This is a genomic window from Agromyces sp. Y575 (genome assembly GCF_059445445.1).
Genome location: NZ_JCAIUI010000002.1, coordinates 468,101 through 483,146 on the forward strand (window position 1 = coordinate 468,101; position 15,046 = coordinate 483,146).

General features: G+C 63.9%; 21 protein-coding genes and 1 tRNA gene. 12 read left to right on the forward strand and 10 right to left on the reverse strand.

Annotated elements, in window-relative coordinates:
- Positions 1–127: 127 nt before the first annotated feature.
- A complete protein-coding gene (locus tag AC1C2U_RS08295) occupies positions 128–976 on the reverse strand; it encodes an SDR family NAD(P)-dependent oxidoreductase (RefSeq protein WP_495361265.1) in 849 nt (282 codons plus the stop codon).
- Positions 977–982: 6 nt separating this feature from the next.
- The gene (locus tag AC1C2U_RS08300; protein ID WP_495361266.1) at positions 983–2,071 is read right to left on the reverse strand and encodes an FAD-dependent oxidoreductase; all 1,089 of its coding nucleotides are present in this window, start codon (positions 2,069–2,071) and stop codon (positions 983–985) included.
- 61 nt (positions 2,072–2,132) lie between these two features.
- On the opposite strand from AC1C2U_RS08300, the gene AC1C2U_RS08305 reads away from it, so the two are divergent.
- A complete protein-coding gene (locus AC1C2U_RS08305) occupies positions 2,133–2,684 on the forward strand; it encodes a TetR/AcrR family transcriptional regulator (RefSeq protein WP_495361267.1) in 552 nt (183 codons plus the stop codon).
- Positions 2,685–2,748: 64 nt separating this feature from the next.
- On the opposite strand, the gene AC1C2U_RS08310 is transcribed toward AC1C2U_RS08305, so the two are convergent.
- Positions 2,749–3,267: a hypothetical protein gene (locus AC1C2U_RS08310; protein WP_495361268.1), complete on the reverse strand. Its 519-nt coding sequence runs from the start codon at positions 3,265–3,267 to the stop codon at positions 2,749–2,751.
- A gap of 90 nt (positions 3,268–3,357) precedes the next feature.
- Between AC1C2U_RS08310 and AC1C2U_RS08315 the strand changes: the two genes are divergently transcribed.
- The gene (locus tag AC1C2U_RS08315; RefSeq protein WP_495361269.1) at positions 3,358–3,681 is read left to right on the forward strand and encodes a tyrosine-type recombinase/integrase; all 324 of its coding nucleotides are present in this window, start codon (positions 3,358–3,360) and stop codon (positions 3,679–3,681) included.
- Here the strand turns inward: AC1C2U_RS08315 and AC1C2U_RS08320 are convergent.
- A tRNA-OTHER gene (locus tag AC1C2U_RS08320) sits at positions 3,663–3,758 on the reverse strand. The genes AC1C2U_RS08315 and AC1C2U_RS08320 overlap by 19 nt on opposite strands.
- Positions 3,759–4,115: 357 nt before the next feature.
- The gene (locus tag AC1C2U_RS08325; protein ID WP_495361270.1) at positions 4,116–4,511 is read right to left on the reverse strand and encodes an MBL fold metallo-hydrolase; all 396 of its coding nucleotides are present in this window, start codon (positions 4,509–4,511) and stop codon (positions 4,116–4,118) included.
- Positions 4,512–4,624: 113 nt separating this feature from the next.
- Here AC1C2U_RS08325 and AC1C2U_RS08330 point away from each other — a divergent pair, with 113 nt between their 5' ends.
- Positions 4,625–4,960, forward strand: coding sequence for a hypothetical protein (locus tag AC1C2U_RS08330; RefSeq protein ID WP_495361271.1), 336 nt, complete (start codon positions 4,625–4,627; stop codon positions 4,958–4,960).
- A 114-nt stretch (positions 4,961–5,074) separates the two neighbouring features.
- Here the strand turns inward: AC1C2U_RS08330 and AC1C2U_RS08335 are convergent, their stop codons facing one another.
- Positions 5,075–5,542 carry an SRPBCC family protein gene (locus tag AC1C2U_RS08335; protein ID WP_495361272.1) on the reverse strand — a complete coding sequence of 156 codons (468 nt, stop codon included), beginning with the start codon at positions 5,540–5,542 and terminating at the stop codon, positions 5,075–5,077.
- On the reverse strand, positions 5,539–6,174 hold the full coding sequence (locus tag AC1C2U_RS08340; RefSeq protein ID WP_495361273.1) for a DUF998 domain-containing protein: 636 nt from the start codon (positions 6,172–6,174) through the stop codon (positions 5,539–5,541). The genes AC1C2U_RS08335 and AC1C2U_RS08340 overlap by 4 nt, the downstream gene beginning before the upstream one ends.
- Positions 6,175–6,278: 104 nt before the next feature.
- Between AC1C2U_RS08340 and AC1C2U_RS08345 the strand changes: the two genes are divergently transcribed.
- Genes AC1C2U_RS08345 through AC1C2U_RS08360 form a run of 4 tightly spaced genes read left to right on the forward strand, consistent with a single transcriptional unit; the run spans position 6,279 to position 9,934 of the window.
- Positions 6,279–6,902 (forward strand): ArsR/SmtB family transcription factor, encoded by a 624-nt coding sequence (locus tag AC1C2U_RS08345; RefSeq protein WP_495361274.1) that lies wholly within the window; start codon positions 6,279–6,281, stop codon positions 6,900–6,902.
- Positions 6,899–7,606, forward strand: a complete 708-nt coding sequence (locus tag AC1C2U_RS08350; protein ID WP_495361275.1) for an SRPBCC family protein — start codon at positions 6,899–6,901, stop codon at positions 7,604–7,606. Before AC1C2U_RS08345 ends, AC1C2U_RS08350 begins: the two co-directional genes overlap by 4 nt.
- Positions 7,603–9,111: an MFS transporter gene (locus AC1C2U_RS08355; RefSeq protein WP_495361276.1), complete on the forward strand. Its 1,509-nt coding sequence runs from the start codon at positions 7,603–7,605 to the stop codon at positions 9,109–9,111. Before AC1C2U_RS08350 ends, AC1C2U_RS08355 begins: the two co-directional genes overlap by 4 nt.
- A gap of 22 nt (positions 9,112–9,133) precedes the next feature.
- Positions 9,134–9,934: a TrmH family RNA methyltransferase gene (locus AC1C2U_RS08360; protein WP_495361277.1), complete on the forward strand. Its 801-nt coding sequence runs from the start codon at positions 9,134–9,136 to the stop codon at positions 9,932–9,934.
- Between the two features lie 361 nt (positions 9,935–10,295).
- Here the strand turns inward: AC1C2U_RS08360 and AC1C2U_RS08365 are convergent, their stop codons facing one another.
- Genes AC1C2U_RS08365 through AC1C2U_RS08375 form a run of 3 tightly spaced genes read right to left on the reverse strand, consistent with a single transcriptional unit; the run spans position 10,296 to position 11,866 of the window.
- Positions 10,296–10,628 carry a YciI family protein gene (locus AC1C2U_RS08365; protein WP_495361278.1) on the reverse strand — a complete coding sequence of 111 codons (333 nt, stop codon included), beginning with the start codon at positions 10,626–10,628 and terminating at the stop codon, positions 10,296–10,298.
- A 46-nt stretch (positions 10,629–10,674) separates the two neighbouring features.
- Complete coding sequence (locus tag AC1C2U_RS08370; RefSeq protein WP_495361279.1) at positions 10,675–11,235, reverse strand: alpha/beta fold hydrolase; 561 nt, start codon at positions 11,233–11,235, stop codon at positions 10,675–10,677.
- Between the two features lie 55 nt (positions 11,236–11,290).
- On the reverse strand, positions 11,291–11,866 hold the full coding sequence (locus AC1C2U_RS08375) for a dienelactone hydrolase family protein (protein ID WP_495361280.1): 576 nt from the start codon (positions 11,864–11,866) through the stop codon (positions 11,291–11,293).
- A gap of 118 nt (positions 11,867–11,984) precedes the next feature.
- Between AC1C2U_RS08375 and AC1C2U_RS08380 the strand changes: the two genes are divergently transcribed.
- The 5 genes from AC1C2U_RS08380 to AC1C2U_RS08400 all read left to right on the forward strand — a co-directional run bounded on the left by AC1C2U_RS08380 (position 11,985) and on the right by AC1C2U_RS08400 (position 14,972).
- Positions 11,985–12,308, forward strand: coding sequence for an ArsR/SmtB family transcription factor (locus AC1C2U_RS08380; RefSeq protein ID WP_495361281.1), 324 nt, complete (start codon positions 11,985–11,987; stop codon positions 12,306–12,308).
- Entirely contained in the window at positions 12,305–12,910 is a 606-nt protein-coding gene (locus AC1C2U_RS08385; protein WP_495361282.1) for an SRPBCC domain-containing protein, read from the forward strand. The genes AC1C2U_RS08380 and AC1C2U_RS08385 overlap by 4 nt, the downstream gene beginning before the upstream one ends.
- Positions 12,907–13,419, forward strand: coding sequence for an SRPBCC family protein (locus tag AC1C2U_RS08390; protein ID WP_495361283.1), 513 nt, complete (start codon positions 12,907–12,909; stop codon positions 13,417–13,419). Before AC1C2U_RS08385 ends, AC1C2U_RS08390 begins: the two co-directional genes overlap by 4 nt.
- 65 nt (positions 13,420–13,484) lie before the next feature.
- Entirely contained in the window at positions 13,485–13,982 is a 498-nt protein-coding gene (locus AC1C2U_RS08395; RefSeq protein ID WP_495361284.1) for a DUF1801 domain-containing protein, read from the forward strand.
- 393 nt (positions 13,983–14,375) lie between these two features.
- Entirely contained in the window at positions 14,376–14,972 is a 597-nt protein-coding gene (locus AC1C2U_RS08400) for a dihydrofolate reductase family protein (protein ID WP_495361285.1), read from the forward strand.
- Positions 14,973–15,046: the final 74 nt, after the last annotated feature.

A 15,046-nucleotide genomic window follows, 5' to 3' on the forward strand; every position in this document is an offset into this window, starting at 1 on the left:
CGGAGGAAGTGAGGGGGCAACCAGAAAGCGATGACGGTCGCCGCCGAGATCACCGCCAGCTCCGCCGCCCAAGACACTTCCCGAGATCTGCGCGAGCCACGATGAAGCACGGCAAGGGACGGGCTCGTCAGGGGGCGATGCGTTGAACGAGCCGGGCCCGCCAGCTGGCGGGGAGGTGGGCCAGGCCGGCGAGCAAGCGAGCCTCACGACCGACGATGTAGCGGGGTCTGGGCGCCGGGGTCGTCGAGATGCTCAGCACGAGATCCGCAATGCGTTCGGGTGGCAGCGCCGTGTCGAAGGCTCGTGCAGCTGTGGCGATCATTCGGATGAGCCGGTCCTCGTACCGTTGCCGATGATCGCTCGGGTTGCGTGCCATCAGCATTTCGGCCTGGACGCGGCTGGCGTCGAGGATGCCCGTTCGTACCGCTCCGGGTTCGATGAGGCTCACGGAGACCGGATCATTGTGGATTTCAGCGCGGAGCGCGTCGGCGATCGCTGCGAGGCCAGCCTTGCTTGCGGCGTAGCCGCCGCCGAATGGCAGTGCGACCCGCCCTTGACCGGCGCCGACGAGCACGATCCTCGCGGGCGCACGTCGAAGTTGCGGAAGGAGGGCCGCGAGGATCCGGGCGGGTGCAGCAGCATTGAGAGCGAATTCGGCTATGAGGTCGTCCGCTCTCAGCTCTATCGGTCCCGGCAACGAGACACCGGCCGAGCCGACGAACAGCCGGGCGCCGCCGACTTGCTGAGCGCGCTCCGCGATCAAGCCCGGTGCTGCAGCGTCGGTGAGATCAACCTCCACGAAGTGGGCTCGTTCGGTTCCCCCTTCGGGCTGCTGCCCGGGCATGCGGGACGCAACCACGACCCATCCCGCGTCGAGCAGCGCACGGGTGACGGCGGCGCCGATGCCTGTTGCTGCGCCCGTCACCACTGCGACGCGCTCCAACGAGTTCTCGATCCGTGTGCTCTGATGCTTCACGGCCGATTACCTCCCTCTCGATGGCGCGACCAGACCGGCGCCCATCCGGGCTCGCGGTGGGGACGGCCACCGATAGAGAGAAGCGGATTTGAGCGCAACCCGTCGAGCCATGCGACAGATCAGTTCCTTACCCGCCGCACCCGTCACGCCCGTGACCCGACCGCTGCGCGGGCTGTCGTCGTAGTTGACGAACTGCAGGAGTCCATCCCGTCTGCCAAGGCTTACAGACTGCACCGCGAATCCGAAGCTGAACGGAAGCGGTTCACGTCCGTCGGAGATTCGTAGGATATTATCGGCCACGTGTGCGCCCATCGGTTCGGCTGCGGCACAGCTCATCCTCAGACCGATGTCGGCGATGTCACCGGCAATCCACAACCCGGGCTCGATCATCAGCGCTGAGTCCGGGCGACCAATGCCTTCGATCACTGATCGCGCAAAGCCGGTGCAATCAATCATCAAAGTGGCGGATGCAGCGTCGAGTTCCGCACTGATGATCGCGCCATTCCGGCGCAGATGGCTCGTCGCGTAGTCCCTACCACGCTGCGACATACGAGGGAACACGCCCTCGGGATCCACCAACTCGATACGCAGGTCGGGCCGCGCGGAAAGCAGCTCTGCGGTGACCTCGACACCAGTGGCCCCGGCGCCGCGTACCTGCACGGTGTCCCCGCGGGTGAGCTCCTCGAGCCGCCGACGAAGATCATCCACGCCCTCGATCGTTCCGATGCCCCCTCGGGCGCCGCTTCCCACAGCGACCACGACGTGATCCGCTTCCAAGAACTGCCCAGTTGTCAATCGCGCCCAGCCCGGCCCGACGGCGGCTGCGCGCGCCACAACCAGTTCCGCCCCCGATGGGAGATGCTCCCGCAGGAGTGGCGCGACTCGCTCGCGGCGCCAATCGCCGCTGAGGTACTGGTGGAGGCGGATCCGATCGACGAAATACTCGATGGGGTTGACGACCGTGACTCGAGCGCGACCTGCAAGCCGATGCGCCGCTGTCATTCCGGCATACCCAGCTCCGATGATCAACACGTGCGGACGGCGGTCGTGCGCTGGAGTTCTCACGGTTGGCTCCTTGCGAATGGCGGTATGCACGATCTCTCCTTCTGTCATCAATACGGTAAGGTATGGAACAACGTCGACGGGGGAAGTGATCGTGCCTGCCGCCCTTCGTACGCCACGCGAGAGCTGGATCCAGGAAGGACTGCGCTTCCTGACCAGAGGTGGTCCTGATGCCGTCCGCGTCGAGCCGCTGGCCACGGCGCTGGGGGTGACCAAAGGTGGCTTCTATTGGCACTTCCGCGACCGCGCCGACTTGCTCGACGCGCTCCTGGACACCTGGGAGCAGCAGCTCGTCGATGAGGCGATCGAGTCGTCCGACCGGGGTGGCGGCGACGGCCGTGCACGACTGCGTCGGCTGTTCGCCACTGCGGCCGCCCGAGAGGGCATTCTCGATCTCGAACTCTCGATGCGTGACTGGGCCCGACGCGACCCAGCCGTAGCGGAACGAGTCGCGCGGGTGGACAACCGCCGGATGGCCTACCTGCGCCCGCTGTTCGCCGAGTTCTGCGACGACGACGCCGACGTCGAAGGGCGCTGTCTCCTGGTGCTCACCCTGTTCGTGGGTCAGCCCTACGTCGCTGCCACGCACGGCCGTCGCGAGCGAGTGGGGGTCATCGCCGCTGCGCTGCGTCATCTGCTGCGGTGAGTGACGGCGTGGGCAGGATCCTTCTCTGCCCACACCACTCGTGAGCACGTACGGCACTTGGTGTTCATAGTGATCGCCCGGCCGCCCCGGCCAGCCCGCCCGCGCCACCAACCGTCTCACCGTGCTCTGCCCCAGCGCGCTCGAGCAGGTACCTCACCGTCCGCACGTGCAGAGGAGTGATCTTGGCCCAGGCCGCGCGGAGGATCGGATTAGCGTGGTGGGCGAAGGTGGCGAAGATCAGCGTGTCCTCGTCAAGCACAACCAGCAGTTCGCCGGACATTCCGAGCCGCGATCCCGCTCCGAGGAGGATTGAGTACGGATTCCGGTGACGGATCTCCCAACCGAGCACAGTCGTGGCGGACGGGCCCGCCGGACCCAGCTTCAACCCCATGGCCGTCCAGGCGCGTCGCATTTGCTTCCGTAGGCGCACGGGTGCGTCTTCGAGCACGGCCCGCGCCCAGTCCTCTGGCGTTCGTCGCTGATGAGAACCGAGCTCGAGGAGGAATCCGTCCTCGTAGTCGATGCGCCTCAGCGTGCAGAACCTCCGCTCTGAGGCGGTGACGTACGTCTGTTCAACGTTCATCCGGTCTCTCCAGGAACAGGCAGGCTTGCCTCAACTATTGATCCATACTCTAGCGTATCGATACGCAGCCGTATACCGCCCGAGCAAGAAGTGGCGGCCGGTCCCGCTGACCTCACGCGACACCAGATCGTGCGCGAACGAGCGACGGGCTGGAACCCGGGCGAGTACCTGTGCACCACGGCGACGGGGCTGCAGGTGAAGGGGAGCCCGCTCCGCCGGTACGAGAGGTGGACGCAGACCTCGTCCGGTCACACGTTGCACGACCTGCGGCACTACGCCGCGTCGAGCTGGCTGCGCGCCGGCATCCTGGTGCACCAGGTGGCCAAGTGGCTCGGCCATGCCAACCCGGCAACGACGCTGCGGAAAAAATACCAGTTGACCAGGTATTTCCGTAGCGGAGACGGAGGGATTTGAACCCTCGGACCCCATAAGGGGTCTCCACCTTAGCAGGGTCTCTGTTTCCTAATCAGGGCTGACTTTCCCGCACCTCCACGCTCTCAAACACGTCTTACACCGCATTATCTGGCTCGCGGGGACACACCGGGAACACACGACGAGCGTCGGCGAGTGGTCGGATGAACTCATCGCTTCTTCCGAGGACGGGCCGACATGCGCCGAAAGTTTGGGGCCGCGGCGCTGGAGGCGGATACGTCCAACGGCGCGGGTGCCGCCCGTTGGCACGACATCGTCGCGGCTGGGCTTCCCAGCCACCGAACGGACGCCCACCCTTCGGCGACGCGACCGGCATCAACGACGCAATCCGCTCCCACTGAAAATCGACAACACCCGAGACCGAGACACGACCACCAGCCTGCCCCACAACCACCCACCAGGTTAGGAGACATGCCCTAGGTCAAATGGTCGTAGTCGCCACTCACCCACTGGATGTGACGGTCGGCCGATCGGCGAATAGCGGCATGAGCATCAGTGGGAATCACCCAACCAAAATTTCCATAGAGGCGATCGAACGAACTGGCAAGAGTCGCGCTCGCCACGCGTTCGACGACCGCGGGTGACAACGGGATATTGTTCGGGTAGCTACGCATGAAGCCCACCCACTTCCCGTCCTGAGTCGGGAACATGGTGTCCCCCGATAGAACGACACCGCTTCCATTTGCGCCGTCCGCCCAGACTGCTATTTTGCTGCCGGCAAAGTGGCCGCCAATCGTGCGAATTGTGACCCCCGGCAAAAGCGGAATATCGTCCGGCCCTATGAACTCGATTGATGCGTCAGGGCGTTGCACCCACTCACGGTCCGCTTCCGCAACCAGTACCGGAACGCCGCCGAGTGCGCGTGACCACTCGACCTGCGCACCGAAATGGTGGGATGACTGGCGACGATTGCTGTCACTCGTCCATGCTTGAGCACAGCCGCTGCGCCAGCCTCGTCAACAAATCCGATGGGGTCCCAGAGAAGATTCCCGCCCTGGGTCTGAATCAGGTGAGTGCACTGTCCGATGCCAACAATCGGGTCGGCGGTCACGCCATACAATCGAGGCTCGACCTCGTTCACCCTGATCCGAGTATTGCCAGAGCGCTCGGCGATGGTCGTCCACGACTGGCCCAATGCCGGAACATACTGGCGTTCATCGGCACAGATGCGGCAAATCTCGGGCGCGAACTCCGTGTCAGGATGCTCGACTCCGCACGCTTCACAGATCCAAATGGTCATGTTCTTACCTCCCGCATCTAGCCGCGATTCATTCTTCCACGAACGCGCAACACCCGCTGATCAGACCGAACGTCCGGCTACGTGGCCTTCTGGAAAGACGTGCAGGTCGTCGAGTAGTCCGCGGTGGCGCGAGGCTCACCGTGTGGCGTGCGCGGCAAGCGCCTCGTTGAGGGCGACGAACGAGCGGGGCGTGTCGACTGTCAGCATCCGCCTGAACAGGGGGGTCAGGACGCCCGACAACACTTCGTGCTGCTCGAGGCGGCTTTTCGTGGGTGACAGCCGCAGGATGCTGAAGCGATGCCGCCCGTCGAGAAGGCCCGGCAACCCGACGTGTCCAAGCCAGGTGAAGGTGGTGCCGTACGTGTAGTCGACAATTCGGGGGCGAAGAGTCTGAGGCTTCCCGGCGCCGGGTTTGACATCGATCTCGATGCGGTTACCCAAGCTGAGCTCACCCTCCAGGCGCACGATGAACGGATTCCATTCAGGGTACCGACTGGTGTCAGCCAGAATTTCCCAGACCCGCTCCGCAGGACTGCTAATGACGGTCGTTGCGCTGATCTCGACGCTGAACGCGCGGGAGGTGGTGGTCACGTCAGTGGTCATGATTGTTTATCACTCGTCCAGAAGAAGTGACGAAGTGAGACGGCACCCAGCCACACCCAGGCCAACACCGCGGTGATGTAGAAACCAATTCCAGTGGGGACGGTCGACGTCATGCCGAGCACGATGAATGAGGGTACCGCAATAGCGGTAGCCGCCGAGTAGATCGCCCATCCCGGTCGCCGGTCGGCAACGAACGCACGTGTGGACACGATCGCAGCGACGATGAGTGACGAGAAGGCGAGGTTGAAAGCCACGCTGTGCATTGTCGCGACGGCATCCATCACTGGTAGCTGGTCTTGAGGTGTTCCCTCGGGGAACCCCAGTCCGGCTGGCGCGGGGAAGAATCCGGCGAGCACGAGACCGGCACCGAAGAGCCCGACAAGCATGGGAATCCAGAACCGTCCGGTGCGTGAACGGCGGCGGGCGCGCAGCCCGATGGCGCACAGGATGGTGAGCAGTCCCGCGATGATGAACGTGGCTGCCATGATCCAGCCCCGATCCCCCAGACTGAGCATGCTGATCGCGTGCCGCGTCAAGTCGAAGGCTGGCCGGGTTGCGGCCTCGATCGTCGCGATGGTGATGAAGAGCACGGCGGCGATCGTGCCGCCGAGAGTGAGATGTTGCGTGCGCATGGGGCACTCCTTTCGTCGCGCCAACTAAATCATTGACAACTTATTTTGTCAAGACATCTTAAGTTGTCTTGACAGGCAAGCTGCGAGATGCCACGATTCGTGGCATGCGCGATATCGAAGTAATCGACGATCCACTGCTTGCCGAAGCACTCATGGCGCCGATCCGAGCGCGTCTACTGGCGGAGTTGTCCGAGCCGCGTTCAGCCAGCATGCTCGCCGAACGGGTGGATCTGCCCCGCCAGAAAGTGAACTATCACCTGCGCACCCTTGAGGGTCTGGGCCTCGTGGAGTTCCTGGAAGAGCGCCGCAAGGGCAACATGATGGAGCGTCTCTATCAGGCCAGTGCGGCGCACTATGTGATCACCTCAGACGTACTCCAGGCGCTCGCCCCAGACCCTGGAAAGTCCCCCGATCAGCAGTCCGCGGGCTGGCTGCTGGCGTTGGGCATTCGACTCGTTCGGGATGTCGGGCGTCTCATCCAGGGTGCGACCAAGGCTCGAAAGGGCCTCGGAACCTTCGCCATTGATGGTGAGGTCCGCTTCGCTACGGCGCACGATCGCGCTCAATTTGTGGCAGAACTCGGCCACGTGACCGCGGAACTCATCAGTCGCTACCACGATGACGTTTCGCCTGGTGGCCGCCGCCATCGGCTGGTTGTCGCGCTGCATCCCGCACTGTCTGATCCACTGCATTCGACGTCCGAGCAAACAAAGGAGATCCAGCCATGAGCAACGAGTTCCGCATTGAGCACGAGGGGGACCTCCCCGTCCCGCCCGATGCTGTCTGGGACGCCGTCACCCGTGACTCCGACGCGTGGCTCATGCCCAACGATGAAGACGCGTCGAGCAGTCCGCCCGTGGAATGGAATCCGCCGCGCCGCGGCGTCTTCCGGCAGGAGGCGGACGGCTGGTACAACCAGATCGAGTTTGAGATCGAACCGAGCGAGGCCGGGTCATACCTTCGTTACGTCCATAGCGGGATCTTTGTGGAGGACTGGGACAACCAATATGACGGCGCTCGCCGCCACACGGAGTTCTACATGCACACCTTGCGGCAGTACCTGACCTACTTCCTCGGCCGCCCTCATCGCCACTACGAAGTGCTCGCCCCCGCATCGTCGATCCGACCGGACGGGCTCGAGGTCATCCGACGGGCGTGGAACCTGGAGAAGGGCGCGCCAGCCGGCATGCGGCTTAGTGTGGATCTGCCGACCAGCGGTGCCACATCGGTCGAGCTGGACTTTCACAACGAGCATTTCATTGGCCTCCGCACCGATGACGCCCTCATTCGCATCTTCGGGCGCAACCACTTTGGTGCTCCGGTCGCCGTGGGCAGCTACGAGTACGGCCCACAGTCGACGCCCATCTCCGACTCGTCCGAGGCGTGGGCGCGGTGGATCGACGGCCTGTATGCGGCGGACGGTAGACCATGACTACTCCCAACCTTCGCGCAGCCGATCGGAAGTCCTGGCTCGGCCTCGGAGTGCTCGCGCTTCCTGCACTCCTCCTGTCGATTGATGTGAGCGTTCTGTACCTCGCGCTTCCCACGCTCACTCGCGAGCTCGGGGCCTCGAGCGTCGAGCAACTGTGGGTCATCGACATCTACTCATTCATGCTCGCCGGGTTCCTCGTGACCATGGGCGCGCTCGCCGACCGGGTCGGCCGTCGAAAGGTGATGCTCGTCGGAGCAGCGTTGTTCGGGCTGGCTAGCCTGGTCGCTGCGTTCTCGTTCGACCCGACGATGCTGATTGTCGCCCGCGCGGCGATGGGGGTCGCGGGAGCGACGCTCATGCCCACAATCCTCGCAACTATCAAGACCATGTTCGACGGCACCGCGCAGCTGAGCACCGCAGTAGGGGTGTTCTTCGGTTGCTTCATGATCGGGATGTTCGTGGGGCCGGTCCTCGGCGGGGTACTCATCGAGAGCTTTGGCTGGGGATCGGTATTCCTCATCAACGTGCCGATCATGCTCGTACTACTTGCCGTCGGTCCGTGGCTACTGCCGGAATCACGAGACGGTGGCCATGGATTCATCGACCTGACCAGCGTTGCCTTGTCGCTGGCGGCACTGCTGCCCCTGGCATGGGGAATCAAGGAGCTAGCGCGGCAGGGGGCATCCCTGCCGTCGCTGCTCGCCGTCGCTGCCGGTGTCATCGTCGGGGCGCTATTCGTGCTTCGCCAGGCGCGGATACGCGATCCGCTCGTGGACCTCGCACTATTTCGAATCCCAGTGTTTAGCGGTGCTCTCACGATCACCGCGGTCGGCGGCATAGCCATGGCGGGCACTTCGCTTGCGACCGCCATCTACCTGCAATCGGTCGTCCAGCTAACCCCACTCCTCGCTGGTCTGTGGATCCTCCCGCAGAACGTTGCAATGCTGATCGGCTTCATCCTCTTTCCCGTGATCGCCCGCCGAGTGAAGCCCTCGATCGTCATGGCAGCGGGCCTGGCCATCGGTGCGATCGGCTTCTCGCTACTCACGCAGGCGACGCCAGCTGTCATGTTCCCGGTCATCCTCGGCATGGGGCTCGCCTCCTTCGGGGTCTCGGCGCCGATGGCGCTCGGCACGACTGCGTTGTTGTCGGCAACCCCCGAAGCGAAGGCCGGGTCGGCGTCGTCGATCACCGAGACCAGCGGGGAGCTGGGGGTTGGCGTGGGCGTCGCCATCCTCGGAAGCGTCGCGACCGTTGCATACCAACTCGACCTCGCCGCGCGCGGTGTTGTCGATGGTCAAGCGGTTGCCGGGATCGAGAGTGGGCTCGCCTATGCTGCCACCCTTGGGGGTTCAGAAGGTGAGGCTCTCGCCGTCGTCGTACGCGAGGCGTTCGTCAGCGGTGTGCAGCTCGTGGGGGCGATCGCTGCTGCAGTGTTCGTCGTGCTGGGCGTCGTGGCGCTCGTGGCGCTCCGTGGCGTTTCGAATCGCTTGACCTTGACGTAACGTCACAGTGAATGCTGTCACCGTGACTGACGTGGATGCAGGGCGAGCGACGGATGATCTTTCCGTGATCGATAGCGCCCATCACGCCGTGGCGCGTCGGGTGGTTGACGTCATCGAGGCGCGGTGTGCACGCATGTTCGTTCTCGATGACGAGGAGAACATCCTGCAGGCAGTGCGTCACGGTGTGCGTATCGACAGCCTCTACGTTTCCGGCGACACGGATTCCGACATCCTGAGCTCGCTGGGGGTGCCCGCCTATCGGCTATCTCACCACGTGGCCAAGGGTCTCTTCCGTGCCGAGAAGCGGTCGCGTCTCTTCGCCCTCGCCCACACGCCCAAGGACTCGGCGCTCAGCGACCTCGTCTCGCGAGACGGCGACATCCTTGTGCTAGACGGTGTGCGACTTGCAGGCAACATCGGAGCGATCATCCGCACCGCATGCGCGTTCGGCGCGGCTGGGATTGTACTCCTGGACTGCGGACTCAGCACCATCGTTGACAGGAGACTCGTGCGTGCCAGCAGAGGTCTGGTTTTCTCGTTGCCGGTCGTGCTCGCGACACAGCCGCATCTGCTCAACTACCTGCATCAGTGGGGCATCAACCTCGCGAGCCTCACCACGGAGGCTTCGCTGCCGGTCAACGCCATCGGCGAGGTGGGCGAGCGCGTGGCGATTGTGGTGGGGAGCGAGCGAACTGGGGTGTCCGATGCCATAGACATGATTGCTCGCTACCGGTACTCGATCCCGATGAGTCCGCAGGTGGAGTCACTGAACGTTTCGGTGGCGATCGCAATCGCGCTCCACGAGCGGCGAAGAGGGGCTTGAGGCCAGAGAGCTGCGCACTCTCGTTCGGCCGAGTGCCCCTGGCGGGGCATCGACCCTAACCCCAACCCCTCTAGGGAGCATTCGGGCGCGATTGGCTCTTCCCGCATAGTCGCGGCAGGAACTCACCCTGGCAGGGTCGCTGTTTCCTAATTTGGGCCGACTTTATGCGCCTCGAGGCTCGGAACCACGTCCCACACGGCATCATCTGATTCTCGGGTACACAGGTAGGACACACGAGTACACCCACGGAATGGCCGCGCAAGCCCTAGCGACTTCGGGCGCGGTTCGTAATCACCATCTCCATCAGGCTAGCGTCAGCTCCGGCTACCCCCGCGACAGTCGGCCTCGGGGGTCGACCGAGTCACCGAATGAGAAACGGCCGCACCTCGACCCTGCGATTGCACGCTTTCGATCCCGCGGCGGCGAGCTCGAGCGCCGCATCGAGGCTAGGCGCGTCGAAAACCCACAGCCCCGCGATCCACTCCTTCGATTCCGTGAACGGTCCGTCGATGACCAATGCGGCGCCGTCCCGGTTGTCGATGACCATGGATGCCGATGGTGACGCGAGGCCGCCGGCGAACACCCATTGACCGGCAGCCCGCACCCTCGTATTGAACGCGTCGATGGCCGCCATCTCGGCGGGGTTGGCGAGTTCCGCCGATCCATCGGACAGCACGGAGACCATGTACTTCATGGGAGACCTCTTTTCTGCGTAATGGGGCGACTCGCTCGCCCTACTCCTACGACGAACGTGCCTCACTCGATTCGACACTCGCGGTGTCTAGTCGATGGGCGGCAAGTCCTGGAAAAGTTCCTGCGCCGTGCCTGCAGTGCTGGACCGCGGCGGAGTTGCGCCCCGCGTCGAGCAGTTCGGGGAGCTTCGCCATGATCGCGACGCTCGGCACCGCGGTCGGATCGGTGCCGACCAGCGGGGGCTCGAAGAGGATGTACTGCGCGTTGCGACCGGTGCGCGCGGCGTCGTAGAGGGCGATCACGGCGCCGGACGAGAAGCCGCAGAGGATCTGAGCCCCGCCGGCAGCAGTGACGACGGCGTCGAGGTCGGCCAGCTCCGCCTCGAGAGTGAAGGTCTCGGTGGCAAGGCTGTCGCCGCGCCCGCGGCGGTCGTAGCTGACCACCCGATAGTCACGCAGGAGCACCTGGGTGAGACCCTTGCCGTCGCCGTTGTCTTGGGTGGCGAGGGCGCCCTCGATCAACACGATGGTGGGAGCACCAGCGGGCCCCGATATCCGGTAACCGATCTTGGTTCCATCGTCGGAAACAGCGCTTGTGATGTCTGACATACGATTTTCCTTTCATAGTCGCGGTGAAAGCGGGACAAGTGCCGGGGACTGGTCGTCAGTCAAGCCGCGCAAGGAACTCGAGCACACGTTGTGTGAGGACTTTCGTCGCTGTTACGTCGAAGGTCGGCAGGCTTGAGTCCGCGAAGTAGTGCTGGTCGCCTGGATAGAGAAATAGCTCGGCGTCGTCGGTCAGCTTGACGAGTTCGCGGGCGGAATCCACATCACCCTCCTTCATGAAGATCGGGTCGGCATCCATCCCGTGGATCTGGACTGGAACACCGGCAGGCCACCCGCCGAACTCCGCAATGGGAACGCAGGAGCCGAGGAACAGCGCGCCATGCGCGCGGGCGCGGGTCTGGGCGAGTTTCTGCGCGGGCATGACCCCGAGCGAGAAACCCGCGTAGACGAGTTCGTCGGTCAGCGCCTGCGCTGCGCGCTCGCCACGAGCAATGATCTCGCCCCAACCGACCTCGGTGGCGTATCCGACACCGGCCTCGATCGAGTCGAAGGTGCGTCCCTCGAAGAGGTCGGGCGTGTGCACGGTGTGACCCGCTTGCCGCAGCTCGTTCGCGAAGGCGTGCAAGCCATCCGTGAGTCCGAGCGCGTGGTGGAAGAGCAGTGCTTCGGCCATCATGACTCCTTCGTCTGCGTCGATCGGCGACGTCGATCGATCAATCGATCCGGTGTGTGAGTGGCCACAATAGGTGACTATCTTGACACGTGACAACTTTCGCACCTATGTTGGTCCTATGGTCGACGACGACGAACTGGTCTTCAAGGCATTGGCCGACTCGACGAGGCGGATACTCCTGGACCGGCTGTTCTTCCGCGATGGGCAGAGCCTTGCGGAACTGATGCGCGACATCGAGCTCACCCGGTTCGGCGTGATGCGGCATCTCGGCGTGCTAGAGGCTGCAGGTCTCATAACGACCAAGAAGTCGGGACGGTGGAAGCTGCACTACCTCAACCCCGTGCCTATCCGACTCATCCACGACCGTTGGATCGACAAGTACACGGCCGAGCGCGTCGGAGCGCTCACCGAACTGAAGAACGAGTTGGAGTACGGATCATGAATGACGATATTCCCGTAGCGCCCCAGCTTCGCGACCAGGACTTGGCCGCAGCACGCCGTCACGATACAACGCAGATCTATCAGATCGTGATCGCCACCTCAGCCGAACGCATCTGGGAGGCGATCACCGATCCTGCCTGGACAGCCCGCTACGGTTACGGCGGACGTACATTCGTCGAGCCGCGGGTGGGAGGCCGCTACCTCGTTGAAAAGCCGCCGCACCTTCGCATTGTGACCGGAGACGGGACTGTTCCTGCGCCGGACGTCATTGCCGAGGGCACCATCACGGCTTACGACCCGCCTTCTCTGTTGTCGGTATCAATGCGCTTCTTGGTTGATCCGAGTACCGCCGCTGAGCCGGCCACCGAGGTCCGATATGCGATCGAGCGTTTGGACGATGGCCGCTGCCGTTTGACCGTCACGCACGACCTTCTTGGGGCTCCGCGGATGGCCGCGATAGTGAGCGGGGACTTCGAGCACCTCGGCGCGGGAGGAGGGCATCCCTACATGCTGCGCGACTTGAAGAGTCTTCTCGAGACCGGGCGGAGCCTGCGAGAAGATGACAACCCCGACACCGCGCCACCCACGAAGGAGACCCCATGACGGGCAAGTTCGCCACACTGGAACGCACAAAGGATGGCGGGATGATCCGCTTCGAGCGCGCATTCCCCAATCCGATCGGGGATGTCTGGTCCGCGCTCACCAACCCTGACCGCCTCGCGGATTGGTGGCCTCCGTTCGCGACCAATGTCCACGTCGACCTCCGAGAAGGGGGCACGATGCGCTTCGACTGGCCGGATGGTCCGCAACTGGAGTTCCGTTTCCTTCGCATCGAACAGCCGACGCTTCTGGAGCACACCCACACCAGCCCCGGCTCGTGGATGCGCTACGAACTCGCCACTACGGACGAGGGGGCGCTTCTGCGTGCGACGTATTTCGTGCCCGAGCCCGACGAGGCCATTCAACGAGGCGACATTGTCGGGGGTCACTACGGATTCGACCGCCTCGAGGCTGCGCTGACCGGTCACCCCGTCCCTCTCGACTTTGAGGCGTTCACCGCCTTGCAAGGGCGATACTCCGAGCGGGGTCTCGCGAGCGTTCCGCAGGGCTAGCAGCCGATCGCGAGACCCCCTCGGTGCAGTAGACGACGTCCGTGATGTAGACAAAGGGAGTCCGTATGACATGGGAACGAGTCGGCGCGAGCCGAACGCCGAGGCGGGAAGAGGAGGAGGTGAAAGTGACCTCAGCTAGCGCCACGACGTTGCCGACGGCCATGACCGGTAAGGCCAGCCCAGCGAAAGCGGCCGTTGGCGATCCGCCGGTCTTCGCATACATCGCAAGCCTCCCACAGCCTCAACGCGGGATCGCCGAAGCAATAGACGCCCTGGCGGCCAGAACCCTGCCAGACCTTCAACGGTCGGTGAAATGGGGGATGGCGTACTACGGCGTCGGTGACGGGTGGTGTTTCAGCTGCGGCGGCTTTGTCGGCCACGTGAAGCTCATGTTCGTCAACGGCGCGGTGCTGCTCGACCCAGTGCCGCCGGTGATCCCCGTCGGGATGGGTAAGGCGACCCGAGGTGTGGAGCTGGGATCCGTGGATGACCTCGACGAGCACCAGATAGAGGTGTGGATGAGACAAATTAGCTCCGCGCCGGGCGTCGGCAAGAGACGCTGAACCGACCGATGACTACAGCGGCACCCGGGACTGCTGAGGGTTGAGGTGACTCCTGCCTCTGGTGACGTTGCGGTTGTGGGTCTCGCAACAGAGCGTCCGCCGAGCCATCATCTAACAACTTCTGAATGGCATTGCGCACGCTCTGCAGGGATAGCCCCGTCACCTCGGCGATCTGCTTCCGGCTACGACTCTCCGCGCTACGGCGAATGACCTCGAGAACTACGGTCTGGTTGAACGTGCCGACTGCCGGCAAGTTAGTTCCGCGTCGCATGCTCCTCCTTCGCCCGTCGTGGTGCGATCAGCCTACGGCCCGTCGCGAGTGGACCGCCTTTGCGGGCGTTGTGGTAGTCGGCCGCGCCCGTTCGTAACATTGGTGAGAGAAGGGAACTAATCGTGAAACTCACTATCAGCCTGCAGGTCACCCTCGACGGCGTCGCCCAGGCGAACGGTGGCAACAACGAGGAGATGGATCCTGGCTTCACCCGCGGTGGCTGGGCGCTCCCGCTCAATGACGGCGAGGCCGTGCAGTACATCCTCGACATTTGGCGGCGACCGGACGCGTTCCTGCTCGGCCGGAAGACGTACGGCCTGTTCGAGACATACTGGGGTGCTCGCAGCGACGATGATGGCTTCGGCGAGGCGATCAGCTCGAAGCCGAAGTACCTGGTCTCCACCACCGTGAGTGTCCCGAAGTGGAAGCAGACCACGGTTGTCTCCGGCGATGTCGCGGCCCGCGTGCGTGAGCTCAAGGCACAGCCTGGTGGCGAATTGCTCGTGGTCGGTAGTGCGGCGCTTGCGCGCTGGCTACTCGAGAATGAGCTCGTCGACGAGTTGAACCTGATCCAATTCCCGGTGATCGTCGGCGAGGGCAAGCGCCTGTTCCCCGAGCAGGGCCCCGACTTCGCACTCGACCTGACCGATTCCCGCGTGTTCGGTACGGGCATCGTTGCCCTCACCTACCGCGTGGGCGGTCGCCCCGAATACGCCTGACCCAGAGGACCGACAGCGATCGAACCCCATTCATGGATCGCGACGATTGGCGACGCCGTGGCTGGGTACTCACC